This window comes from Arthrobacter sp. PM3 (assembly GCF_003352915.1).
GTDB lineage: Bacteria > Actinomycetota > Actinomycetes > Actinomycetales > Micrococcaceae > Arthrobacter.
The window spans coordinates 3897828-3924027 of sequence record NZ_CP022314.1 but is presented as its reverse complement, the minus strand read 5'-3'; the positions used below and the strand labels follow the sequence as shown (position 1 = coordinate 3924027).

15 protein-coding genes and 2 pseudogenes are annotated in these 26200 nt (G+C 62.0%); 10 read left to right on the top strand and 7 right to left on the bottom strand.

Going from position 1 to position 26200, the window contains the following annotated elements; all coding sequences use genetic code 11:
* Positions 1-10: 10 nt before the first annotated feature.
* The 6 genes from CFN17_RS17840 to CFN17_RS17815 all read left to right on the top strand — a co-directional run bounded on the left by CFN17_RS17840 (position 11) and on the right by CFN17_RS17815 (position 10358).
* Positions 11-913, top strand: coding sequence for a hypothetical protein (locus CFN17_RS17840; RefSeq protein WP_208749035.1), 903 nt, complete (start codon positions 11-13; stop codon positions 911-913).
* A gap of 79 nt (positions 914-992) precedes the next feature.
* Positions 993-5087, top strand: coding sequence for a glycosyltransferase family 2 protein (locus CFN17_RS17835; RefSeq protein WP_208749034.1), 4095 nt, complete (start codon positions 993-995; stop codon positions 5085-5087).
* Positions 5077-5901 (top strand): hypothetical protein, encoded by an 825-nt coding sequence (locus tag CFN17_RS17830; RefSeq protein WP_208749033.1) that lies wholly within the window; start codon positions 5077-5079, stop codon positions 5899-5901. The genes CFN17_RS17835 and CFN17_RS17830 overlap by 11 nt, the downstream gene beginning before the upstream one ends.
* Before the next feature lie 219 nt (positions 5902-6120).
* A complete protein-coding gene (locus tag CFN17_RS17825) occupies positions 6121-6756 on the top strand; it encodes a hypothetical protein (protein WP_208749032.1) in 636 nt (211 codons plus the stop codon).
* A 58-nt stretch (positions 6757-6814) separates the two neighbouring features.
* Entirely contained in the window at positions 6815-8188 is a 1374-nt protein-coding gene (locus CFN17_RS17820; RefSeq protein ID WP_261792487.1) for a glycosyltransferase family 2 protein, read from the top strand.
* 22 nt (positions 8189-8210) lie between these two features.
* Entirely contained in the window at positions 8211-10358 is a 2148-nt protein-coding gene (locus tag CFN17_RS17815) for a hypothetical protein (RefSeq protein ID WP_208749030.1), read from the top strand.
* Positions 10359-10571: 213 nt separating this feature from the next.
* Here CFN17_RS17815 and CFN17_RS20020 read toward each other — a convergent pair.
* A pseudogene (locus tag CFN17_RS20020) lies at positions 10572-11224 on the bottom strand (transposase).
* A gap of 1049 nt (positions 11225-12273) precedes the next feature.
* On the opposite strand from CFN17_RS20020, the gene CFN17_RS17805 reads away from it, so the two are divergent.
* The gene (locus CFN17_RS17805; RefSeq protein ID WP_208749029.1) at positions 12274-13620 is read left to right on the top strand and encodes a UDP-glucose/GDP-mannose dehydrogenase family protein; all 1347 of its coding nucleotides are present in this window, start codon (positions 12274-12276) and stop codon (positions 13618-13620) included.
* Between the two features lie 156 nt (positions 13621-13776).
* On the opposite strand, the gene CFN17_RS17800 is transcribed toward CFN17_RS17805, so the two are convergent.
* From CFN17_RS17800 to CFN17_RS17780, 5 genes are all read right to left on the bottom strand, one after another.
* Positions 13777-14634, bottom strand: coding sequence for a glycosyl hydrolase (locus tag CFN17_RS17800; RefSeq protein WP_208749028.1), 858 nt, complete (start codon positions 14632-14634; stop codon positions 13777-13779).
* Between the two features lie 175 nt (positions 14635-14809).
* Positions 14810-15721, bottom strand: coding sequence for a glycoside hydrolase family protein (locus tag CFN17_RS17795; RefSeq protein ID WP_261792260.1), 912 nt, complete (start codon positions 15719-15721; stop codon positions 14810-14812).
* A 166-nt stretch (positions 15722-15887) separates the two neighbouring features.
* Entirely contained in the window at positions 15888-17033 is a 1146-nt protein-coding gene (gene wecB, locus CFN17_RS17790) for a non-hydrolyzing UDP-N-acetylglucosamine 2-epimerase (protein WP_208749027.1), read from the bottom strand.
* A 51-nt stretch (positions 17034-17084) separates the two neighbouring features.
* A complete protein-coding gene (locus tag CFN17_RS17785) occupies positions 17085-17339 on the bottom strand; it encodes a hypothetical protein (protein WP_208749026.1) in 255 nt (84 codons plus the stop codon).
* Positions 17340-17472: 133 nt separating this feature from the next.
* Positions 17473-18060: a YdcF family protein gene (locus tag CFN17_RS17780; RefSeq protein ID WP_261792259.1), complete on the bottom strand. Its 588-nt coding sequence runs from the start codon at positions 18058-18060 to the stop codon at positions 17473-17475.
* A gap of 211 nt (positions 18061-18271) precedes the next feature.
* Here CFN17_RS17780 and CFN17_RS17775 point away from each other — a divergent pair, with 211 nt between their 5' ends.
* Positions 18272-20914 (top strand): hypothetical protein, encoded by a 2643-nt coding sequence (locus CFN17_RS17775; RefSeq protein WP_208749025.1) that lies wholly within the window; start codon positions 18272-18274, stop codon positions 20912-20914.
* A 535-nt stretch (positions 20915-21449) separates the two neighbouring features.
* Positions 21450-22760: a UDP-N-acetyl-D-mannosamine dehydrogenase gene (gene wecC / locus CFN17_RS17770; RefSeq protein ID WP_208749024.1), complete on the top strand. Its 1311-nt coding sequence runs from the start codon at positions 21450-21452 to the stop codon at positions 22758-22760.
* Positions 22761-22778: 18 nt separating this feature from the next.
* Here wecC and CFN17_RS17765 read toward each other — a convergent pair.
* A pseudogene (locus tag CFN17_RS17765) lies at positions 22779-23727 on the bottom strand (IS481 family transposase).
* Positions 23728-24985: 1258 nt separating this feature from the next.
* On the opposite strand from CFN17_RS17765, the gene CFN17_RS17760 reads away from it, so the two are divergent.
* The gene (locus tag CFN17_RS17760; protein ID WP_208749023.1) at positions 24986-26083 is read left to right on the top strand and encodes a hypothetical protein; all 1098 of its coding nucleotides are present in this window, start codon (positions 24986-24988) and stop codon (positions 26081-26083) included.
* Positions 26084-26200: the final 117 nt, after the last annotated feature.

Below are 26200 nucleotides of genomic sequence, written 5' to 3'. Positions count from 1 at the left end.
GAGAGCATAGATGACCTTGCCATCCACGACGCCCGACAACGCATGGGATGAGCGCAACGCAGTCAGCATCCGGCGGTATGAATCTGCCAGCGACATCGACCACGCCGCAACCGAGGCTTACGAATTCGTGGTGCCGGCCCGCTCCGGCGGACCTCTGGATATTACGGCACTGTACATTCCCAAGGCGTCCAAGACGCTGATTGTCAGCTTTCACGGCTCTCTGCAACGTTCCAAGTTCACGCTGCCTCGTTTTGAATGGCGTAAATCCCTCGCCCCGCTGGATGCCGCGCAGCTGTTTGTTGCGGACTCGAGCCTGCACCTTAACAACTCCATGGCGTTGGCCTGGTATATCGGGAATTCCGAGCAGGATTTCAGCTCGGACGTGGCCGACCTCATCAAGGACATCGCCGCCGCCGCGGGCTACGAGAGGATTCTGCTGACCGGATCGAGCGGCGGCGGGTTTGCATCCTTGGCGATCTCCCGCCAGATCGCTGGCTCGGCGGCCGTCTGTTTCTCTCCCCAAACGCGTGTCGGGGACTACGCCAAGTCAGTTGTAAAAACGTTCTACAACACCGCATTCCCCGACATGCCAAGCTACAAGGAAGCCGAGAAAACGTACCGTTCACGGTTCAACCTGCGGCACCTCTACTCAAGCACCCCCGACACCAACTTCGTTCGCTACGTGCAGAACACACGGGACACGAACCACTACAACAAGCATTACGCTCCCTTCGCCAAAGCCCGCGGAATTGATCCGCTGCTGGGCGGATTCGATTCATCGGGACGAATCGAACTGGTTCCCCAGAGCCTCCAGGAAGGCCACCAGCCGCCATCCCGCGGGCGTTTCCGAGACCACATCCTGGCGGCGCACGCCCGGTTCTTCGGCGCTGACTTGGGCAGCTCAGGCGTATGACCCGAAATAGTCGACGGAGCATTGGTAGCATAACCTCTGGCTCCCCCGCCCTTATGGCTCCTTACGAGATCGCAGGTTCATGAAGTTCAAGATTGTCAATTACCAGGCCCACCGGATCAGCGGTTGGGTGTACGAACCTGACGCCGATCAGGGAACGACGGTGTTGGACCTCGTGGTCAACGGGGAGACCGTTTCCGCGCTCACATGCAACATCTTCCGGGACGAGCTCTCGGCTGAGGAGTTCAGCACCCGAAATGTGGGCTTCCTTGGCAGCTTGCCTCCGCAGTTCTGGACCGGTGATGAGCACGACGTCGCCCTCATCCACCGCGGGACCGGCAATGTCCTGACGCAGAGAGGGATCAGTACATCTGATTTCCGGATCGCGGGCACGGAGCTCAGCGCCGACTTCATGGTTACCCCGCAGGGTCAAGTGGCCGGGTGGGCAAGCACTGAAAACCGGCCGGCGTACGCCCGAGTGACCGTGGACGGCACAGTCATCGACCAGGGGAGAACCGACCGGCGCGTCCTTCCATGGAAGCGCGACACGGTGAAGTTCGACGCCCCCTTCGGCTACATGCACGGCATCCAGATTCCTGCCGAATTCTTCGACGGGCAGGCCCATCGGGTCCAGATATTCGCCGGTGGTGAGCCGCACGCACCGGTGCTGGTGTTGGACCAGACGCTGAAGCTTGCGGCCGAGCACACCGACGCCGCAACAAGCGAAGCGCAGCGGCTGCAGCATGAAACACCCGGTGGTTCCTCCTCATGGATCAGGGCCGCCCGGGTTCGCCCCGAGATCCGCGTTGCCCGCATGGCACTGACGGAATGTTATGCCTCGATCGTTTTGACGGGGGAGCCGCAGTACCGGCGGCTGGTGCTGCGACTGGGTGAGGCTGAAGTGACCCTCACGGCACTGACTGAGCCTTCCGAGAACAATCCCGAGGCCGAGGGACTCCAGCGGTATGGCGGCGAAATCCCACTTGAGGGCCGGTTCACTGACTCCATCCCGCTCTTCACCCCGGGTGCCGACGTCGGCAGTTCCTATGACCTCCGTCTGGGGGATGCTACGGGCCGCAGGCCCGCGGGGCTTCCCGAAGCCGTCGTGCCGGACGTCGGCGGGGAATTCCTGCTCTCAGAGACTGTTCTCGACGGCGGGATGTTCACCGGGTGGGCATTCCACACGGCCGATCTCGATCTCCCTGTGGAGCTCGTCCTGCGTGAAGTAACGGAGACGGAAGAGACGGACCTCAACCGGTCCTCGGCTGTCTTGAAGAACAAGGACGCCAGACTGCAGTATGGCATCCGCCGAGCCGGATACGCGCTGGCGCTGCCGTCCTCAGTTCTTGAGTCCCGTACTGCCCATCTGCGTCTCGTTGCCGTCCACCCGCAGGGGGAGCGGGTCCTCTGGGAGGACCGCGCCTTCCTGGCAACCGACAGTTTCTTGTTGGCTCAGGCGCTGCAGGCGTCATCCTCGGCCTACGCAACTGCGCTTCTGGGCAATGCAAGGCGGGCTGGCCGCCGGGACTTTGTTGAGTCTTTCCTTGGTACGTACCAAATTGCCCAGGCGGACATCAGCCTGGAAGAGCTCGAAGCGGCCATCTTCTCCCGGAAGCAGAGTGCCGGGGCTGTGCTGGAGCCTGCGCGAGGGGCGATCTGGTACTGGGTTGAAGAGCTTCGCGTCAATCCGGGCCGGCTCCAGTGGTTCACGGCTAACGCAATCCGTAATCGCAATGGCGGAGCCCGCGATGTCCTCGCCTACGCTGCCTCCAAAGGCCGTTATGACTTTGGCCAGCTCCATGGGGTTCTCGAGTCCTATCGCGCGCAGCTCTTCCGGGAGTCGGCTGCCGGGATGTTGCGGGAGGAGCATTGGAAATCCGGCGTGCTCTCCATGGCCCGATTCCTCTATGCGGCTCCCCGGGATGAGACGGACCAGCTGGATGCGCTGACCCTGTACTCCATGCTCCAAGAATGGCGGGGCCTGGAGGCCATCACCGGCGTCGACCGCGCTTTTTATGGGGACCTCCTCAGGTGGCGCCGTGAATTCGCGGGATCCGCCAGGGTGCTCACAGAAGAAGATCCCGACATCCAGCACGACTACTCGCAAAATCTGTTGGCGCTCAACGCGGTGAATCCCCACGTGACCGGGGAGCCCGGTAACGCCGACGCCTGGCTGGCCGGCTTGAACGAGCTGCTCAAAGAAGGCGGGGCGGCCCCGATCGCGCTGCAGGAGGACCGCGTCAGCTTCTACAACGTCACCACGGACCTGCCCCCAGCGGCTGAGGACCCGGACGCCCCCCTGGTGACCGTCATCATGCCAATTTACGAGCCCAGCGCCGCAACCAACACCGCGGTGGACTCGCTCCTGCGGCAGACCTGGCGCAAGCTCGAGATCATCATGATCGACGACTGCTCACCCGAGCAGGACGCCGACGGCCGCCCCACTCCGTACCGGCAACAGCTGCAGGACCTGGCCGCCCGTGACCCCCGCATTCGTCTGGTGCTCAATGAGGCGAACCGTGGCTCCTACTCCGTGCGCAACGACGCACTCGACCTGGCCAACGGCGACCTGATCACTGTGGCGGACAAGGACGATTGGCACCACCCGCAGCAGATCGAGCTGCAGGTTCGCGACTTCCTGGCAGCCCCCGACCGCGTGGCGAACATGACCAACTGGGTCCGCGTGGACGAGCAACTAACTTTCGTGCTGCGCTCCGCCACGGGGCGGGTGGTGTACCCGTCCATGGCGTCATTGATGTTCCGCCGCGATCCAGTGCTGAAAGACCTCGGCTACTGGGACACGGTCCGTAAATCCGGGGACTCGGAGTTCAAGAGCCGCATCGAGAACTACTACGGCATCACCGTGGAACCGATAACCGCGGCGCCGCTGGCCTTCGCCCTCATGGACGGTGCAAACCTAACTCGTGATGACATGGGTGTGGGCTACCTCGCTCCGGAACGCCGGGCCTACCTTCGTGGCTACAAGAGCTGGCATCGTGAGATTCGGGATTCCGGTGAATCACCCTATATGCCGAAGTCGATGGAAGAGCGGCGCTTTGTCGCCCCGGCCGCTTACCTGCCGGGAGCTCGCCCGGAAGGGCCCGCCCAGTATGACGTGGTCTTCGCCTCGGAGTTCGGCTTCCTCGCCGGCAACTCCACATCACTGTTCAACGAGATCTCGGTCTGTCTGAACGCAGGCCTCCGGGTCGGCGTGATCCCGATCCAGAACGGCCTGATCCCATCGGCCTCCAAGCGGCAGTTCAGCCGCAAGATCGATGACCTCGTGCTGACTGGCCAGGTGGACCGGCTGTCCCTGGACAGCGCAGCAGAGACTGACCTTCTCGTTGTGCGGTGGCCCACCGCGCTGCAGGTTGCTCCGGACGTCCCGTCCAAGGTGAAGCCCAAGAGGGCGGTCATCGTCTCTAATCACCCGCCGTTCGAACCCAGCGGCGAACGGCGCAGCTATGACATCGGCGTTGTCACCCGCAACGTCGAGGTGCTTTTCGGCGTGCGGCCGCTCTGGGCTCCGCAGAGTGAGCAGATCGGCGCCATGATCGCGCCACTCATGCCGGTGTCGGACCTTACAAGCTTCTCTTGGAAGGGCATCATCGAGCTCAAAGAGCAGGCGAGCCACAACCGGTACCGGGCCGGCCGGCCGACCATTGGCCGGCATGCGCGTGATGACGCTGCAAAATGGCCTTCCGACCGACAGGTCTTCAAGCAGGTCTATCCGGCCGACGGCTCTGCGGATGTCTGCATACTCGGCGGGGCCAAGGTGCCTGTGCGGAAGGGCTTCCTCCCGCGGAATCCGCCCTCGTGGGAGATCTTCGTCTTCAATGAGATCAGTGTTGAAGAGTACCTGTCGGAGAAGATCGACTTCTTTGTCTACTTCCACAGTGACGGGTGGCTTGAAGCCTTCGGCATGGCCATCCTCGAAGCCATGAGCTACGGGGTGGTCTGTGTTCTGCCACGCCACTTTGAACCGGTGTTCAAAGATGCAGCGGTTTACGCTGAACCGGACCAGGTCAAGGATGTCATCAACGAGTTGTGGGATTCGCAGCGCTATGCGCAACAGCAGCAGCGCGCGGTCCGTTTTATCGAGCAGGAATGTACTCCGGAGGCCTATCTGAGGCGCTTGTCCGGTCTAGGCGTGGAAGTCGAGAAGAATGAAAGCTAAGAAGACATCAATCAAGCATCTGGACAGCGTCCCGCGCCATAACTGGGCGGGCCCGGCAGATCTCGACGTCCAGGAGCGGGGCCTCTACACAGAGCACTTCGAGGGTGAGCAGTTCGACTTCATCTTCGACCCCAAACCTGAGACGGGACGCCTCATCGTGTTCTTCTCGGGAGACGCCCGACGTACCACGTTCGAACCGCCCGTCTTCCAGCGCTGGAGCTGGGCCTCCAAGTTCCAGGCCAGTTGCCTTTACTTCTCAGACCCGGCGCTCTACCACCACAACAATCTCGGACTCGCCTGGTACGCCGGCAACAGCCGGGGCGACTACCTGGCGCACATAGCCGAGATCGTGGCCTCGGTAGCGAAGACTGTGGGCGCTGGTGAAGATCAGGTCTTCTCCTATGGATCCAGCGGCGGCGGATTCGCAGCTCTCCGCTTCGCCCGCTACTACCAGGGTCTCCAGGTGATCGCGATCAACCCGCAGACGGACTTGTGGAAGTATCCCGTCAAGTGGACCAACCGCATGTCCAAGGTCTGCTATGGCGCGGATAATCTGGGGAGCGTCCCGCAGGACCAGGCATATAAGTTCACGGCCCTTGATCCCGATGTGACAGCGGGAGCCCGCAGTATCTTCCTGGCTCAGAACCTGCAGGACACTGACCACTTCGAGAACCACTACATGCCCTTTAGAAAATACATTGAGTCCTCGGTCCACGCGGATAAGCTCACGATCTGCGAATTCTCAGATGAATCCGGTCATGCCGGGGCCGAAAACCAAGAGACCTTTGACGAGATACTGGCTCACTTGAAGTAGGGCCACTGTCTGAGTGCTTTCAGAACGGTTTTCGGTGAAAGAACTGTTGAAGCGACTGCCGAGGGTGCATAGGCGCCGGATGTGGTTCGCGCCGTCGGAGGTCTCAAGAGGCGAGATCTGGGACCGCAGGCTGTATGACCGGTTTGCCACGCTGATATTTTCGAAACCACGTGAAAAAGAATTCGATAACTGGACAGATCAAGCGAGAGGGCTGAAAGTGTGACAAATACAGGGGAACAAAAGAAGCGCAGAGGTTCGATAATTTCGATGTTTAGGAATCGCTTCAGCTCTACAGTATTAGCCGTCTATTTTTTCCTCGCCGCAGGAGCCATCATCTCGTTAGCCATTGGCTCCCCGATCGCCGCTGCAGTTGCGGCAGCTGGCGCAGGAGCCTTGGTACTCATCGTCGGATTGGACGTCAGAATCCGAACGAGTGCCAGCGCTTCTGCTCTAAGCCGTGAAGTGCGCGAGGTTAAGCGAAAAGCAATTGGATCCCATGATTATGCGGTCCGCGTTGAAAGCAGGGCTAAATTCCGTTACGATAGGCTTTCGCAATCGTTGGCGAAGGCAAACACCGAAAATCGCCAACAGCATGCTGCCTTGAATGATTTGCTGGCTGCGGTGGCCTCCATTCCAGAGGCTATAACCGAAGAGACGCTGAAGAAATATTTCAACACCGATTCTAGCCGCCTCACCAAATGGCTCGAGGTGGCATTTGAGGCACAAGGCCTAAGTCTCGATGCGCGGCGCGAAACCGAAATTGAAGACATGAGGAATATAATTCTCTCGGCCCTCGCCATTCAGCGGGAAGAGCTCAACATTTTGGCGGAACGGTTGTTGCAAACAGCCCCATGAGTTTGGTTCATAGCGCTGGATAAATGGTGTTGAGTTGGAGAAAAGAGCGAGATTCGGCGTGAAAACGGTTAGATGGAATCAGTGGCAGGACTTTGAACTTCCATCGGGCATAGATGTTCCACGAAGCAAGGTCAGCGTAATCATCCCGGCAAAGACTGGCCAAGAGCAGCTCGATATCTGTCTGGCTGCCTTGGCGGGACAAGATTACCCTGCAGATCTAATGGAAGTGATCGTGGTAGACCACGGGTCAATCCCAGCGCTTCGCCTTCCGGAATGGGTACCCCAGAGCTACCGCATCGTCCGGCATGAGGAGGGGAAGGGACCTGGGGCTGCTCGTGCGGCAGGAGCCGATCGAGCGCAGGGCGAAATATTGATGTTCATGGATTCGGACATCATTGCCAGCCGCTCAATGGTGGCCAACTACGTGAAGTGGCCAGCAGCGCTTGAAGAGTCCCTTGTTCTGGGGTTCCGTGATTTCATCGATCCGGTCGGTCTCTCAGCGGATGATGTGAAGTCCCACGCGCAGGCAGGGACTCTCGAAGAGTTGCTCTTTCCTCGCCTCGGTCAGGAAGGGCAGGACTGGATTGACAACTTTCTGAAGCGATCCAACGACAACCAGGCGAACCGAGAAGACCTCTGGAATGTTGTAGTCGGTGCAGGTTTGGCTCTGAGCCGCAGGTTCTACGACTACATCGGAGGCTTCCGGGATTTCCGTGTGCACGGGATTGAGGATACGGAATTTGGATTCCGCGTGTTCCAGGGTGGCGGTGTAATAATCCCCGATCGGGCTTGCCACGGCTACCATTTGGGTCTACGGGCGATGAGCGTTAGCGGGGAGAAGATTAAGCGAGACCGTCGAGGTCTTCTGGCCAATTACATCGCTCATGATCGCACACGGCCCCGCCTCGCCAACGCGGTCTGGCAGGTTCCAAAGGTTCGCGCGCAGATTATTTCCCTCCCTGACGATAGCTTCGAAACCATACAAGCAACCGCGGACGACTTGCTGGCGTCGTCGTTTACGGATCTCGGTATTGAGATATTCTCTCAGGACTCCACGACATCATTGGAACTTGTCGAGTACTATTCGGCAAATTCCCGAGTTGCTGTCCTCGCGGGAAGCCCGGGCGCCGGATTTCCCTCTCCGTTTACATTGAGGGTTGCTGCCGGAGTCAAGCTGGCCGTAGACAGCGTCGACAAAATTCTTAGGAATGCACTTCGCGACCCGAAGGGCGTCGTTGCTTATGTAGCGAACAGTGATGGGGTGTCCCTGGAATTCTGGCGCACAAGGGCCTTGAGTCGTGCCGGCTTCTCCTCCGCTGTTTCCTCCGGAGATGAAAGCCGTCAGTTTGTGCGTGAGATGTTCGGTGAATCTTGGAAATCTGGTGAAGAGGTCGGCATAAGCCGGCCTCTCGAGGAAGTGGTCGCCTCGTGAGAGGCTTGCGGGGAGCCAAGGAATGACCAACAACTTACGGATTGACTGCCGTAAAGCGGGGCGAGACTCGGAGTTGACCTCAGTTCTGCCGGACTCTGCGTTTTCCATCCATACACATGGCGCGTCAGTGCCCTTGACCGTGGATGAATATTGGTCTTGTGCTGTGATGAACGAGATCGTTATTGTAGCTTCGTCAGTTGCGGATCTTAAGAAACTACAATTGACTGCGGATTCATTTGGAAGTACCAAGGCCCTGAGGATTTTCATCGCGGGACGGGTTCCTGGCAATCTCTTGTCGACTCCACCTGGGATCGTGAACGGTCGCTACGCGCTGGAGTCCAGGCGCAAATTTGGGCGTACTCCCATTGGGCATACTGAGATCTATGTGAAACTGGATCGGCAGGTGCCGCTCAAGAGAGTCATTGCAGCGTGCCTCGGCGGTGGGCTAACGACGCATCGACGAGTTACCCCGTCGCTCCGTATTGGTTTGGCGCCAAATTTGGATTCCGGCTGGAGCTTCGGGGACTCAATGGCGAAGTATCTTCAGGCTTCGACGTTGTATCCAAAAGAGGTTGGTAACAATCCCGGTCCTAAGCCGGAAGTTGACCTCCTTATTACTGCGGAAGTCGTCGAGCCTCTGCCGCTGGACCATCCGCCGGTCATCCGAATTAGGGAGACCGCCGGGGATACCTGGAAAAGAATCGCTACCGCTGCACCAATGGGTGAGTGCAGTGGATTTGCAGCTGATTCTGATAGCAGATTGTCCATTCCTCCGGTGGATACCGAATTGATAAACCCTGTCGGGTTTGACTCTTTTCCTTCATCGGGTAGTTGCAGTACCAGGCGATCAGGTCACACGGGCCAAAGGCTTGTTGCGGACACAAATTCAGTTATCCTAGGCCATTTGGACGACGGGCGGCTCAGCGAGAGGTTGGTTGGCGCACTCCGCACCTTTGCCTTCGTCAATGACTATCCTGACTCCCACGTGGGTCCGGCGCAACGCGCGTCATTCCTGATTGATGCTGCAGCAGCTGGAGTTCCAGTAGTTCCTCATAATCTGGATCCTCTTACCGCGCGTTACTTGTCGAACTCACTTCGTGAGGTTTACAGCGAGGCAACTGAAAGTCTCTTTGAAGACCGGCTTTCGAGGGAGGCGTTCGTCGCTTCAGCTCATAGGGCGGCGTACCGGGGACATGGCAATAGGAACGTCCTGAGCCTGTTATTGAATGCTGCGGGGCATGGAACGAGGCACAATGCGCGGCCAACGATCAGTGTCCTGATTCCGTCCAAGCGTCCTGAATTCATTTCTAACGCCATTGAGCAACTCCGCCGACAGAGCTGGAAGTCTATTCAGCCGATTTTTGGCTTCCATGGATTCACTTTGCGGGACATTTCGGTGCAGGACCGAAATGAACTCTCTTCTATGTCGGCACTGGTCCATGAAACTGCCGCGGATTCTGTTTTTGGAGACCTTATGAACACCATGACAGAGATGGCCGACGGTTCGCTCATTGCAAAGATGGACGATGACGATTGGTACGGCGAGCACCACTTGGAAGACTTGCTTCACGCACACGAGTATTCGCGGGCGATCTTGGTTGGTAGCGGCGTCCGGTTCATCTACCTCTCGGGGGCAGATATTACTGTCCGGCGTGCTTTGACACAGTCGTATAGATACGGCGGTCATCCGGGCGGGCCCACGATACTCCTTGCCCGGGACGATCTTCGGTCGGTTGGCAATTGGGCAACGGTTAGTAGGGGAATTGACACTGCGTTGACCAATGCAATCGCGGCAGCCGGAGGCTCGGTTTATCAGGGTAACCCCCTGAATTTTCTTTTCAACAAACGTGACAGCGGGCATACATGGAATGCGACCTCAGAATACTTCCTCCGAGGCAAGACCGATCAGTGGGTCGGCTTGCAGCCGCCACCGGGGTTCACGGAGGCTGCTGCTAGGCAGATTAGGAGTAGATGGGCAGCTTGCGGTTCTGCGCTGGTTGGGACTGATGACTTTTACGATTCCTGTAAGCCTAAAGAGGCGCGCCAGGTGCATCTTTCCAGCAGCGAGGTCAATTTTCCCAACGCCATTCGCTTGCAAGACCAGCGGAGCGTTGATCCGTGGAAGTCAAGTTTTGATGCTCGCCGCACAGGAGAGATGCGCCGTTCGTAGTCGCCGCGAATTACGATTAGGGCTGAGTTGTGAGATCTTGCATTTGGCGGCCAGTGGACATGGCACGCCACGGCACCTGGGTCGTACATTCAACGAACGAAAGCCTCTCGCGCGCCGGCTCCACGCAATACACGCAATACAAACGGGCTCTTCGAGGTTCATGGGGATCGGGATTCCCTGATGAGTGTCATGCCGCCATCCGGGTGGCACTTCTCATGTGAATAATCGATTTGTAATTGCCGGGTTCCGGTAGCCGCGGGCGGTGCGTTTGATGTACTTGATGCCGGTGTTGTTTGCCTCGACCTTGCCGGTCGTGACACCGGTGACGATGAGGACTTCGATCTGTTCCACCATCTGCAGGCCGTGCGGTAGAGCTTGTTCGTCTCCGGCCGTCCGGCGTCCTGAACCAGGATCTTGAGTTCCTTTTTCGTGGCGGCTGCATCGGCCAGGGAGTCGCTGCGCACCAGCGCCCTGAGATGCTCCTTGACCTTCCACACGGCCTGCAGCTTGCCGGTGGCGTCGTCGTCGGCGAAGACCTCCGCCAGCCGGTGGGCTGCAGTACAGGAGAGCTTGTCGCCGGCCCGCAACAGCGGCATCCGGTGCGCCCAAGCCTTGTCGACGCCACGGCCGCGGCGTCCTTTGACCTGCTGGGACAAGTTCTGCCTGGTCTCTGTCATGGCCTGGTTGTACAGGGAAACCAGGTGGAAATGATCGACTGCGACAGCGGTGCGGGGAAGCCACATCCTCAAGGCCTTCCGGAACGCCGCTGACGGGTCGATTGCGACGACCTGCACGCCCAGGCGCCACTGAAGCGGCCCGGCGAAGAGCCAGTCCCCGACGCCCCTGTGGTCCCGGCCGTCGACCACGCCCAGGACCTGCCCGGTGTCCAGGTCCCAGCATCCGCGGCCTGAGCTTATCCACGTCCGGCAGGGTGAGAAGGCAAGCTTCGGTCAGCGCGGCACGGACCATCCACCAGGACACCGCGAATGCAGCGGCGGTCTCGGAGACGGCGCGGCTGGAACTGATGATGGCATCAACGACGTGGTCCCGGAGTCGTCCGGTGGAACGGGCACGGCGCGGGACTTGGGCGGTGGATTCAGAGAGCGAGAGCCGCGGGCAGGTCGGTTCCTCGCAGTACCAGCGGTACTTGGACCAGAGCACCTCCACGGCGCCGGCGACAGGGATGCCGCGGATCCGATGGAAGCGCCGTTCCGTCCGCCGCGTCGCGACAACACCGCAGCTGGGGCACCCCAGTGGCTTGTCGGTTTCAACGATGGCCTGGCGCCGGCCATCGTCCAGGACGGTGGCGGAGATGACGGTGTAGTCGGGCAGGTTGAAGATGCTGGTGGCAGCGTCGGCTGCCCGGTAGGCTCATTCAAGGCTCAGGGCCTGTTCCTGGTTGAATGCTTAGACACACTTATCCCAGCAGGGCCACGGGCCCCTTTTTTAGCTACGACACGGAATCAATTCCCCACCAACCACGAAGAGCCGCGTAAACACCGCACACGTGGGCCAGCCTGGCGGCTGGTCGGTTTCGACAACGACCCTGCGCCCATCCTGTGGCGGCAGTTGCCGGCTCTCGCGGCCCAGCAATGCTCAGTAGCCCCATTTTCATGGTGACTCCGGGCAAAGCGGCATCTGACCTAGGGAGTCTTCGGAACGGTCGCAAGTACGTTTACCTGTGGGGCGCCGTTGTTGCTGCTAATCAGTGCGACATGGGATGGGGGAGCATCGGTACCGGGCATTGGCCCATTGACGATCTCAAGCAGCCAGACACTAGCCCTGCACGAGTGCGCTGGCTCACGTCCGAGCTTCACGGTCTGGGGATTAGAGCCGGACGATATATAGTGGACCCGTTTGGTTGCGCCGACTGCGCCCAACCCACTGACAATCAACTGCTGCTACTGGGGGACTAGTGACACTACGACTAACCGTTATCGGTACGGGATACCTCGGCGCGACCCATGCGGCCTGCATGGCGGAACTCGGGTTCGAGGTCCTGGGAGTCGACGTCGACAAAGAAAAGATCGACAGCCTGAGCCGGGGCGAACTGCCCATCCACGAGCCGGGCCTGCCCGAGCTCCTGCGCAAACACACCGAGTCCGGCCGCCTGCGCTTCACCACCTCGTTCGAAGAAGCCGGCGCTTTCGGCGACGTCCACTTCATCGCCGTCGGAACCCCGCAGCGGGCCGGCGAGCACGCCGCGGACATGACCTACGTGGACGCTTCGGTGGCCGCGATTGCCCGGGCCGCCACGAAGGACTCCCTGATCGTGGGCAAGTCGACCGTTCCGGTCGGCTCCGCCCGCCGGCTCAAGGGGCTCGTGGCCGAAGAGGCGCGCGACGGCGTCAAGGTCAACTTCGCCTGGAATCCCGAGTTCCTGCGTGAAGGCTTCGCTGTGGAGGACACCCTCCGTCCGGACCGCCTGGTGATCGGCACCGACTCGGCCGCCGCCGAGGCCGTACTGCGCGAGGTCTACGCGGACGCAATCAGCCGCCAGACTCCGTTCATCTCCACGGACTTCGAGACCGCGGAACTGGTCAAGGTTGCCGCTAACGCTTTCCTGGCGACCAAGATCTCGTTCATTAACGCTTTCTCCGAGGTCACCGAGACCGTCGGCGGCAACATCCGCACGCTGGCCGACGCGATCGGGCTGGACGCCCGGATCGGACGCCGGTTCCTGAACGCCGGGATCGGCTTCGGCGGCGGCTGCCTGCCGAAGGACATCCGCGCACTGCAGGCCCGGGTCTCCGAGCTCGGCCTGGACACCACGATGCGTTTCCTGAACGAAGTGGACGAGGTCAACCTGCGCCGCCGCGACCGTGCCGTCCACGTCGCCGAAACCCTGCTGGGAAGCCTCGAGGGCAAGCGCGTGGCCGTGCTCGGCGTCGCGTTCAAGCCCAACAGCGATGACGTCCGCGATTCACCCGCCCTGGACGTTGCCGCCCGGCTGTTCAACAGCGGAGCGGACGTCAGCGTCTACGACCCCGCGGCGAACGCGAATGCCGCCAAGCGGTACCCGCGCCTGAACTACGTCGGCTCCATGGCCACGGCGGTGGCGGACGCTGACCTCGTCATGCTCCTGACCGAATGGACCGAATTCCGGGACGCCGATCCCTCCGCGCTGGCGGCCTCCGTGGCGCACAAGCGTATGTTCGACGGCCGCAACGTCCTGGACCACGACCAGTGGACCGCGGCAGGCTGGGACATTGTGTCCCTGGGCCACAAGAGCGAGCTCCTGGAGCTGGCCGCAGCCAACTAGCCACGTTGCGCGGCCCCGGCCGTCAAACCGGAAAGGGATCCCGCCTGAGCCTTCGCTCAAGCGGGATCCCTTTCCGGTTTCCCGGCGCTGTGCCGCCGCCTCGGCCCCTGTCCGCCGTCCAGCGGACCCGGACGGCGGGAGGCGCCTGCGGCCGTGTTACAGCGACGCGTAGAGCTTGCCGGTGGTCGTCAGCGTCCCGTTGGTGTGGAAGAGGGCCGAGCAGCCCATCCTGATGTCGCCCGCCGGCCGGGTCTTCCACGCAAAGCGCTCGACGAACGGCATGGCGCGCAGGCCGGCCACGGTGGCCCGCATAAAGTCCTCGGTCTGGGCCCGGGTGTAGATGGAGGGCCGTGTCGCCGTCGCGTCCCAGTCGGCCACGGCGTACTCGGTCACCCAGATGGGCTTGCCGTATTTCTCGTGGAGCACGGTGATCTTGTTCAGGAAGTCGTCGGCCCTGGGCCAGGCGTAGACGTGAGTGGTGATGAAGTCGACGCGAAGACCCTTGTTCTTCGCCTTGGTCATGAAGTCGGCCAGCCACGCACTGCGGGGGCTCGTGCATGCCGGCGACCCGAGCCGCAGCCCGGTTGCCATCAGCTTGGGCCAGAGCTGGATGGCCCGGTCCACGGACATGTTCGCCTGCGCTGTGTTGTCGGGCTCGTTGAAGCCCAGGAGGTGCTTGGTCTTCGTTTCGGCCAGCTGACGGGTCACCCAGCCGAGGGCGTCCTGTTCCAGCAGGGTCCGCTCGCTCTTGACCATGGGAACGAAGGGCGGATTCGTGGTGACGTTGTAGTGCGAGCCCCAGGTGTAGTGCCAGTCCAGTTTGAGGCTCTTGATCTGCGTGAGCGCCAGGGCGTCCTTGCCGCCCCAGCCGAATCCCTTTTGCGTATCCGCGGGCAGCGTGACGGCCGGGACCGTGGGGATGCTGGCCGCCTGGGCGGATCCCGCGGTGGCGGCCATGGCGGCCGGAGCCGCCATGGCGGCCAGGGGGAGGCTAAGAAACTTGCGGCGTTCCATGAGTTCCTTTCGGGGCGTGTGTGAACTCTGGTGCGGATGTGACTCGAGTCAAATTAGCATGGAGAACTCCCAGCCAAATCCCGGCTACACACAGGAATTGCGCAGTTTCAGCGCCACCGGGGGAGCCTGCTAGCGCGGGCGGAGCAGCGGCCAACGGCGGGCCGCAGGTGAAGGGCTACAGCGAGCTGTAGAGCTCGCCCGTGGGCGTCAGGGACCCGTTGCTCCGGAAGAGGGCGGATGCGCCCATGATCGGATCGCCGTGGACGCGGGTCTTCCAGGCGAAGCGCTCCACGAAGGGCATTTTCCGGAGTCCGGCGGCGGTGTCTTTCATGAACGCCAGGATCTCCTTCTCCGTGAACCGGCTGGGTGACTTTGGAGTGGCCTTCCAGTCGGCGACGGCGTATTCGGTGATCCAGACGGGTTTGCCGTAGCGTTCGTGCAGTTTTTGCACCGTGTTGAGGAACGAGTCCGTGTGGGGCGGTGCATACCAGTGCATGGCGACGAAATCCACGCGGCGGTTTTTCTTGTCGGCCTGGTCCATGAATTTTTGGAGCCAGTCGCCCAGCGCCTGTACCGGGGCGGGCGATCCCAGCCTGAGGCCCGAATGCTCCAGCTGGGGCCAAAGACTGATGGCGGTATCCACGGACATGTCGGCCTGGCCGGTGTGATCGGGCTCGTTGAAGCCCAGCAGATTCTGCGCGCCGGTCCACGGGACCTCGGACTTGACCTGCTGAATGGCTTTCCGCTCCAGGGAGCCGCGCCCCCAGACCATGGGCACGAATTCAGCGGCCTGGGTGGAGGCTACCCGGAGGGGCGGATAGTCCGGGCCCCAGTCGTAGAACCAGTCGAGATTCAGGGTATCCAGTTCCTTGAAGCCGAACCCGTCGAACCGGGGCATGCCGATGCCCTTGCTCGCGTACGGGGGGATGGGCCGGCGCGGCAGCGGCGATTTCCGCGGGGACGGGGAAATGCTGGGTGTCGGCGTGCCCGACGTCGGCCGGGGCCCTGGTGGGGTGTCCGGCGTGCAGCCCGCGAGGGCGGCGGCGCCCAGGGCCAGGGGCAGCGTCAGGAAGGTCCTGCGGTCCATCTGCACTCCCTGGCGTTGTTCTCGGTTCAAGGAAGAATCCGGGGAAACCAGAACCGCCGTCGAACAACGCCATGCTGGCACCCGCATCCTTGCCTGCTGGATTTCATTCTTCCACGAATGCGGGCACCGGTTGACCCGGGGCCGGGCTTTCCCGGCCCCGGGCCGGTTATGCCCCGGTGAACTCCGCGGTCCGGTAGCCGACGCCGAGGAGCTCTTCAATCGCGGCGACCGTCCGGGCGGCGGCCTTGCCGTCGCCGTACGGATTGACCGCGTTGGCCATGGCGGCAAAGTGTGCGGAGTCGTGCAGGAGCCGGGTGACCTCGGAAACAATCCGTTCCTCGTCAGTGCCGATCAGCTTGACCGTGCCGGCCTCCAGCGCCTCGGGCCGTTCGGTGTTGTCCCGCATTACCAGGACCGGCTTGCCCAGGCTGGGGGCTTCCTCCTGAACCCCGCCGGAGTCCGTGAGGACGATGTGCGCCCGGGAGAGCAGCCGGGTGAATTCGCCGTAGGCCAGCGGCTCCGTCACCAGGACGTTGGCCTTGCCCTCCAGCGACGGCAGGACGGCCTCGCGCACCACGGGGTTCTTGTGGGCGGGGAGCACGATTGCCAGGTCCGGCTCGGCGTCGGCGATCCGGGCCAGTGCCCGGCCCACACCACGCATGGACTCGCCCTGGTTCTCGCGCCGGTGGGTGGTGACCAGCAGGATCCGGCGGCCGCCGGCGGCCAGGTCCTCCAGCTGCGGGTCGGTGAAGGGGACCTGCTTGTCCACCGTGGCCAGCAGGGCATCGATCACGGTGTTTCCGGTGACCATGATGTCCTCGGGGCTGATGCCTTCCTTGAGCAGGTTGTCCCTGCTGGTGGAGGTGGGGGCCAGGTGCAGCCGCGTGATCTGGCTGGTGATCTTGCGGTTGGCCTCCTCCGGGAACGGGGAGAGCAGGTCACCGCTGCGCAGTCCGGCCTCGACGTGGACCACGGGGATCCCATGGTAGAATGCCGCGATGGCGGCGGCTGTGGACGTGGTGGTGTCGCCCTGGACGACGACGGCGTCCGGCCGGCTGCCGGCGAAGAGCTTGTCCAGCCCGTCGATGGTCCGGGTCATGATGGCGGAGAGGGACTGGCCCTGCTGCAGGATGTTAAGGTCATGATCCGGGACGATGCCGAACAGTTCATTGACCTGGTCCAGCATCTCGCGGTGCTGTCCTGTGACGGTCACGATGCAGCGGAAGAGCGGAGACTCCTGCAGGGCGCTGACGATCGGCGCCATCTTGATGGCCTCCGGCCTGGTTCCGAAGATCGGCATGATGCTGTGCATGGTGATTCCCCCAAATTTTGCGAGTGGATACTAGGTTCTACTGGCCCGGGTTCAGCCGAGCAGGAGCGCCAGCACTATGGCCGGCAGGCAAATGGCTACAAATAGGATAGCCAACAGAGCCACCCGGCGTTTGCGCCGGTGAAGCAGTTCGCGTTCCAGCTGCTGGGACTCTTTAGTCTGGATTGCGGTCAGGTCGGCGGACTCCTGATCAGGAGCGTCTCGGTCTGCATAAGCCGGCGGCGGATCCTTGATCGGAATCGGGGCCGCTCCAGGCACCAGGAGAGCGTCCGGAATCTCGGTGTGCATGCGCCTCCTGCGCAGGTGCCGGGGCGTGGCAACCAGCGGGGGAGCACCGTTGGGAGCGTGGTCCAGCGTGTCCTCCTCGCCTCGGTCAGATGCCCGAACCGGCTGACCAGTTCAACCGGCTGAGGTTCAATTGTTACATTTCCGGCCGGTAATTGGCGCATTCCGGCCGGAAGGAGGCGTCCATCAGGCCTCCTGTTTCCACCACAAACCGCCGGATCCACTGGAAGAAATCGAGGTCCGGGTGCGAGGCAACCATCTGGACGTCCGCCGTCGTGCACTGCCTGATCAGGCGCCCCGCGCGCGTTACGTGATAGCTGGAGGTCACCACAGTCACGGACCTCCAGCCGTTGGCGGCGATGAGCCGGGAGACCGCCTGCGCCTCGCCGCGGGTGTCCAGGCCCGGGGGGCGGAAACAGACCACGGCGGAATTCGGGAAGGCAGCTGCATTGCATGCATCATCGGCCGCCCGGTTGCCGACGGTGTCGGTGTGGGAAATCACCAGGACCGGAATGTGGAATTCATCCTGGAACCGGCGGGCGACGGGCAGACGCTCGGACGCCGCGCCGCCGAGCACGATGACGGCGTCCGTCCGGTGAACACTGAGCGGATCCACGTTGACGAACATCTGGCAGGCGACGATCAGCCACACCAGGAAGCCTCCGGCGGCGAAGGCAAGCACCCTGCGGGTGGCGGTATTCACCGCGGCGACGGAAGGAAGCACGGCTATGAGTCTGGCACGCGGTTTACAGGTGGCGAAATGGTGGGGTAGCGCTGCGCAAAAACTTACAAAGAAAAAATGCGTGATGCAGTTGTGATTTAAGGGATCAAAGTTAGTGGGGTGACGGGCGGGAATTGGCGTCTATGCTATAGGCACCTTACGTCGCTCCCACCAACAGGTCTTCACCTGCGGTCTCACCCTTAAGCGAGCAATCTTGCGCAAACTGAACATAGCGGCCGCCGTGATTGCCGCCGCGATGCTGGCAGCATCCTTGCCCCAGGCAGCTGCGGCCGCCGCCCCGATTGCTGTGCAGGCCGGCGGCGCTTCCGCTGCCGTGCCGGCCGGTTCCGCACGGGCCGTTGCCGTTCCGGCGGTGACGGATCCGAGCCCGCAGGGCCAGGTGGATGACTTTGTCCGGCCGGAGCCGCCGGCCAACAGGGCGAAAAGTGAATACACCTATGTGAGCGCGCCGCTGGCAGGCACCTTGAAGACCACCCTGGTGACGGTGCAGCTGGCCGACAAATCGGCGGCGGCGACGGACGCGGCGGTGCCGATGGCCGCGGCGAAGGCCTCGCTCAGCGCGGCCAACCGCTACTGGGCGCACGCAACCTCCGGCCGGGTGGACATTGCGCTGAGCTCCTCGCGCCTGCTGCACAAGTCCGCCGCGAAATCCACCCAGTCGCCCTCGCAGATCGTGGACATCGTCTCCGCGGAACTGGGCTGGACGCAGCGGGCCTACACGGCGCTGGTGCTCTTTATCCCGGGCTCCTACCTGAGCAACGGCACGGCAGGCATGACCTACAGCAACGGCACCACGGGCGGGCGCATCCTGATGCCCCAGAACAGCCGGCTCACGACGCCGGTGCTGACGCACGAGTTCGGACACGCCCTGGGCATGGACCACGCAAACAGCCTGCTGTGCGGCAGCGGAGCCATGGACGTGGCATCCGGACCGTACGCCGGATTCGCGGATCCGACGTGCAGCATCAAGCCCTACGGTGACAACCTGGACCTGATGGGGATCTCGCACTGGGACGTTATGCCGGAAATCAGCGCGAGCCTGTGGGAGATGGGCCGGTTCGGCAACGGCAACGAGATCACCAACCTGGGCACCGTGTCCGGCCCCCGCCGGGTGACCCTGACGCCCTGGGCGGGCGACGGCGCCAACCGGGCGGCGAAGTTCACGGACCCGAAGTCCGGCGAGGTCTATTACCTGGAACTCCGGGCGCCGGTGGGCTATGACGCCGTGATCGCGCAGGCCGGAAACCGCGGCGTGAAAATCACCCAGCAGGGCGGCGGCAACTCCTCGATCCTGCTCCCGCCGGACACCCGCGGGACCGCCTTCAACGGCTACTACAGCAACACCCAGGCCTGGCAGGCGGGTCAGACCTTTACCACGCACGCGGGCACGAAGGTCAGCATTGATTCCGTCAGCAACACCGCGGCCACGGTGACCATCCGCCCGCCGGGAGCGCCGGCCGTGGGCTACGTCGAATCGATGGCGATCAACCGGTCCGGCACCAAGGCGAGCCTGGACGTCTCCGGCTGGGCTTACGACTCCGCCAAGCCCTCCCAGTCCTCCACGGTCCACATCTACGTGACACCGCCCGGCGGAACGGCGACCGGCTACGCCGTGACTGCCAACCAGCCCCGGGCCGATGTCAACAAGATCATGCAGGTCACCGGCAACCACGGGTTCACGCGCTCCTTCAACCTGACCGCTGCCGGAACGTACAAGGTCTGCGTCTACGCCCTGGGCAGTTCCGAGCCGACGGATCTGGGCTGCAAATCCCTGACCCTGGCAGGCTCGGCGGCCACGGCCGGGTATCTCGACTCGCTGACGCTCACCAGGGCCAGCGGGGTTACCGTACTGCGGGCAGTCGGCTGGAGCTACGATCCCGGCACGCCCACGGCGTCGATCCCGGTCCACCTCTATGTCACGGATCCGGCCGGCAAGACCACCACCACGGCCATCACAGCCAACAAGAGCCGCGCGGACGTGAACAAGGTGATGGCCGTGACCGGCAACCACGGGTTCAGTGCGGACATCCCCGTCACCACGAGTGGCCAGTACAAGGTGTGCGCATACGGCCTGGCGGTCAGCGCGTTCAGCCAGGGCAACAGCCTGCTGGGCTGCAAAACCGTGACGCCGCGGGCCACGCCGGCGCCCGCCGGTTTCCTGGAAAGCACTGTGGTCAAGACCGACGCCCCGACCGCCACCATCACGGCCACCGGCTGGACCTTTGATCCCGGCACGCCGTCCGCCTCCATCCCCGTCCACCTTTACGTCACCGACCCCAAGGGCGTGACCAAGAGTTTCGCGTACACGGCCAACCAGTCCCGGGCGGACGTGAACCGTGTTATGGGCACCACTGGGGACCACGGATACCGCGTGGCGCTCCCGGTCACGATCCCCGGTGACTACAAGATCTGCGCCTACGGCCTGGCGGTCAGTGTCTTCCCGCTGGGCAACAGCCTCCTGGGCTGCTCAACGGCGCGCGTTGCCGCCACTCCGGCGCCGATCGGTTACATCGAGTCCCTCAAGGTCCAGCTCGGAGGCACGGGCTCGGCTCTAGTGGCCAGCGGCTGGAGCATTGACCCGGGCATGACACGGGCCAACGTCCCGATCCACCTCTACGTCACGTCTCCGGACGGCAAGACCGCGGGGACCGCCTATGTGGCCAACCGGTACCGGGCCGACGTCAACAGGGTCTTCCAGATCTCGGGGAACCACGGCTACCGGATTGTGGTGCCCGTTTCGAAGCGCGGTGTCTACACCGTCTGCGCCTGGGGCCTGGGCGTGGCCGGGATGTCCTCGGGCAACACCCAGCTCGGGTGCCTCAAGGCCACTTACTAACCTCCTCGGTGACAAGCGTCATGACCTTCTCGCTAATGCCCTGGATTGCGGAGACGCCCTGGCTCACATGGCACTAGGCAATCTGGTCTCGCCAAGCCTCGCCGTGAGCTCGGTCTCAGCGGCGGGTCAATTCAGTGGAGTTCTCGGTTACTTGGTAGCCTTTGAGGGCATTGACGCCCAAATAGCATGGGCTGGGCGTACGAGCTTCCGACAACAACGATGTCGTGGTGATCCTGGCTGCGCAGGTACAGCCCTTGCGGCCTTGGTTCGGCGCCGGATCCAGTTTCGCGAGCAGGCGTTCGCCGGGCTTCCATCCAAAGCAGTTGGGGCTCACCTACGTACGATGATTTTCTTCGGAAAATTCCGAAAGGCTCGTCGTTATAACCGGCCGGTCGACACAGCTTTGCACCGGGTCGTCTTTCGCACAGTCGTAGCAAGGCATTGAGAAGACAAGAATGTTCGTTACTGGATAGGTCGGATGTCTGGCCATCCAGCCTCCGAAATGTTGATTTAGAGGAGCAAAGTGCTAAACAGTATGAAGACCGTTGCCGTAGTCGGTTTGGGATACATTGGCTTGCCGACCGCCGCAATTCTTGCCACCAACGGGCTGGAAGTCATTGGAGTCGACGTCAACCGTAACAACATCGAAGCTATCAATCGCGGCGAGGTGCCGTTCGTGGAGCCCGATTTGGCGGTGCACGTCGCGGGTGCAGTGAGCCAGGGCCACCTTCGTGCGCAGTTGGAAATGCCTGAAGCCGAAGCTTTTATTATCGCTGTGCCGACCCCTTTCAATGCAGACAAGTCAGCAGACCTTTCCTACGTCGAGGCCGCGGCCCGCGCCATAGCCCCCAAGCTTCGCGGGGGAGAGCTTGTGATTCTGGAATCAACTTCGCCGCCCGGTGCAACACAGCATCTTGCTGACTACCTAATTGGGTTGCGCCCGGATCTCAGTGCGGACGAAAACGAGAATGCCGTGACTGAGAACCTACTCCACGTTGCACACTGCCCCGAACGCGTTCTTCCCGGCAGAGTCATGATTGAACTGGTCACGAACGACCGTATCGTCGGCGGCGTCTCTCGACGTGCAGCTGAGATGGCGAAGGAATTGTATAGCGTATTTTGCCAAGGAGACATATTCCTGACCGATGCAAAGACCGCTGAGATGGCTAAGCTCGTCGAAAATTCATACCGCGACGTGAACATTGCGTTCGCCAACGAGCTTTCTGTTATATCCGACAAGCTGGGAATTGATGTCTGGGAATTGATCTCCTTGGCTAACCACCACCCGCGTGTCAATATACTCCAGCCTGGTCCGGGAGTCGGAGGTCACTGCATTGCTGTAGACCCCTGGTTCGTGGTCGCGGCAGCTCCTGAGGAAGCCAGACTCATCCGCCAGGCACGGGTTACAAATGACGCGAAGCCCGAGTGGGTCATCCGCAAAGTTGAGGCGGCAGCTGCAAAGATTGGCAGGCAGCCCGTTATTGCGGCGCTCGGCCTAGCTTTCAAGGCCAACATTGACGACCTCCGAGAATCTCCAGCGGTCAGCATCGTCGCCCAGTTGGCCGATACGCTTCCCGAGGCTAAAATTTGCGTCGCTGAACCTCACGTCAGTACCCTGCCACACTCGTTGGTCGCCCGGGAGCAGATCCAGCTCATGGATCTGGAGAGGGCAGTTGACCTTGCGGACATTGTCCTCGTTCTTGTAGACCACGATGACTTCAAGGCCCTACCTCAGACTTCGCTCGAGGAGAAGGCTGTCATAGACACTCGCGGCATCTGGCGAGGCGACGTTCAAACCAACCCGGAGAGCGCCATCCGAATTGGCACCGCTTCGGCAGCGTCCTAGCTGTACTCGGCTAGCAGGTTAGTTACATCTGCTGAAGGGTGCTCCTCCTCCGAGGGCGCTGTGGTTGCGGCGGTGGTTGTAGAGGTCTAGCCAGCCGGTGAGGGCCTGTGCGCGGTGGTCGCTGGAGTCGTAGGCGTCCTTGTAGGCCCAGGCGTCCTGGAGGGTGCCGTTGAACCGTTCGGCCTTGCTGTCCTGCCAGGGGCTGCGCGGTTTCGTGCGGCGGTGTTGGCACCCAGGTCGGCCATCACTTTGGCGAAGGCGGCGGACCGGATGTAGGCCAGGGCGTTGTCGGTCATGACTTTTTGCACGGGTGCCCCGTTCGCGGCCATGAACGCCGCCGCGGCGGCCAGGAACCGTGCGCAGGTCGGGCCCTTCTCGTCCGGCAAGACCTCGACATAGGCCAGTCGGGAGTGGTCATCGGCGGCGACGTGGACGTAGTCGTAGCGCAGCCCGCGGCCTTTCACGGCTTCGCTGCGGCCATGGACCCGCCAGCCGCCTCCCTTCGGGATCTTCCCGAGCTTCTTCACATCAATGTGCAGCAGCTCCCCGGGGTGTCGCGTTCATAGCGGTGGCCGGTGGCGCGGCCGGCGCGGATGCGTTCGCCGCTGATCGGGTCCAGTTCCCACAACCGGGGCAGCCCGGCACGGGCGATGATCCGGGATACCGTGCGGGCCGGGACTTGGCAGCGTTCGGCCAGCTCGACCGGGCCCTCGCGATGCTTCACCCGCGCCGCGAGCACCTCGTCGATCTTCGCTTCGGCGGTGGCGTGCGGGCACGACAGCGGACGGGACGAACGATTCTCCATCTCCTCCCAGCCGCGCGCCAGGTAGCGCCGGAACCACCGATGCGCGCAGGTACGGGAGACCCCCGTTTCCTTCGCCACATGGGCCACTGGACGGCCGTCCAGAACACGCTGGACAAGGATGCTTCTACCGGCAGAAGTCAGACAGGCGTTACGGTGGACCATGAAGACCTCTTAGTCGTTCGGTGTGTGTGGTAACCACCAACCCAAGAGGTCTTCACCCTTTCAACGTGTAACCAACGTCCTGGCCAAGCACACCCAGGAGACGTTCATGGGGTAGGTACAGGCGGCCGGCCACCCGAACCGAGCGGAAGTTGACGTGACGTAGATACGCCGGGGGAGTAGAAGGGCAGTTATTGCCATGAAGCCAACAAGCAGGTATCTGCAAGCCGGCTGCTAGAGGTCTACCGACGAAAAGAGGCGTTGCCTTCCTGTGATTGGATTGATCCGACACTTCACGCATCAGTCTTGGCCGGGCATGACTTCCTAAGGGGCAAGCCTGACGCTGCCCGCAGCAAGCGTGACTGGCTGCTGAAATCGGTTGCGTACACCCAAAAGTTCAAGAGGAGGTTTTGCCCTGCTCGAAGAGTCTTGGCCGCGGCGGAGGAGTCCGACATGGGCAGAGCAAAGACTTCGTGTGTTGTTGGCCTCGCGGTTTGGGAAGTACTTAGCAGAACGACTGGCGCCGCCGGCACAGAAAGAGAACCACCTCATCGCGGGACGGCAACGAACCGCAGAGCCTAGGGCGGGTTTGAGCGGGGAAGCAAACGTCGGCGAGTATCTGCAGCGCCGAGTTGAATCCTCGGTGTAAGGCCACATGGAGCAAGCGCTGCCAACCCGTGACGCGATTCTTTCGGCTCTCGGTTCGAGGAGTCTCGGGCCCCGTCCAGTGCATTATGCCGCATGTGCACATCGGAGACGCAAGAACTGCAGCGGCGCGAAGACAGGTCGGCTTGCCTTCTCGCCCGTCACGCAGACCTACGAGCGCAAGAGTCTGGCAGGGCCGATCGATTAGTTCCTCCGGTTCTCATAGAACGTCGTCGGCCTCGTCAAGTGTCAACGTGAGTTTTCGCTGACCTGTCGACGTGGCCACCACGGACGCGAGCCTGGGGCCGGTCGACTCGGCCTCTCACATTGACCCTGATAGGCGCTTGCTACCGCTTAGACGGGGACCAACATCAAACAATATTCTTGGGGTTTTCTTAAGGGGCCATTCTGACGATACTTATGGCACGGGCTGGGCGCGTATTCGTGAAATCACTTGCGGATTGGAGTTGCCATGGCCGTCACACCATCGACACGGAGGGTGCGGAGGGCAGCTGCGGTCCTTTCCGCGTGCCTGGGCCTGCTCTTGGCCGGGTATCAGCCGCCCGGCAGCTCAGACGCTGCGACGCCGGACTCCCGAATTGACTGGGCTCAGACGGTGTTGAGCGCTGACTCGGCCAACAATTTGGCCACAAAGCTTGCGCTCGCCCCGAGAGCCGTCGCCCTGAACCCGAAGCTGCCACCCTATAACGCCAAAGGCGACGGCGTAACCGACGACACAGCAGCCCTCCAGGCGTGGCTCACGGCAGGCGGCGCCCAGCTCACCGACGGCACATACCGCATCGTGAGAGGCCTCACGTTGGCGGGCAACAACCGGGAGCTCTACACCGATCACGCGAAAATCCTAGCCGACGGCGCGAACATCACGGCGCTCACCGTGACAGGGAACAACGCCAACATCCGTGCGTACATCGACGGTAATCGCAGGGCTGCTTTGGGCCTTAGAGTTACCGGCGCCGGGGCGGTTATCGAAAATGGTCTGTATGAGAACTTCCGGTCAGCAACCCAATTTGCTCGCGGAATCGAAGCGACCACCACCGGCGGCATCATCGTCCGCAACAACGTCATCCGCAGCGTCGTCAGCGTCGGTGACAAGACGCTAGGTAACGGCAACGGTTCCTCCCGTGGCATTGCACTCAGCGCTGGGGCCGCAGCAACCGCGAGTTCGGTCATCAGCGGAAACCGCATCGAGAACATCACCGGCGAGGAGGGCGATGCAATCCACGTGATCTTCTTTGACGGCAAGGCCAACCCGTTCAACGCGGGCAAAGTGACCGTCAGCGACAACGTGATCAGAAACGTTTCCCGCCGCTTCATCAAGATTCAAGCATCGAACGTCAACGTCGAGCGCAACACGCTCAACTTCGACCTGACAACGCCACCGGCTTACCCCGGCCCGGCAATCAACGTAATCCGGTCACAATACGTCAAGGTCATCGGCAACAGAATCAACCCCAACCTGATCGGCGTAGATGTTGCTGTGACTGGATTTTCCACAGCACTGCTTCGCGGTATCGAAATACGCGATAACGTTCTGCGGCAGAAAAACAATAAGGCCGTCACACACATCTACGTGAAATGGGCCAACTCCCCAATAATTGTGAACAACAGTATCTACGGCGGGGGCCAAGCAGTGCTGATAGTTTCGTCTACCACCCCGCGCGTATCCGGCAACACCCACAGTCCCTACCGCTGAAACTGCCGCACGCTCTCAAAGGGGAGTGGCGAAGGCATTTGCCCCTGGAGGCTGAGTCTGCGACCCCGGGCGGCCGGACCCCCATCTGATGGGCCGGAGCTCCTCGGGACAGTGACG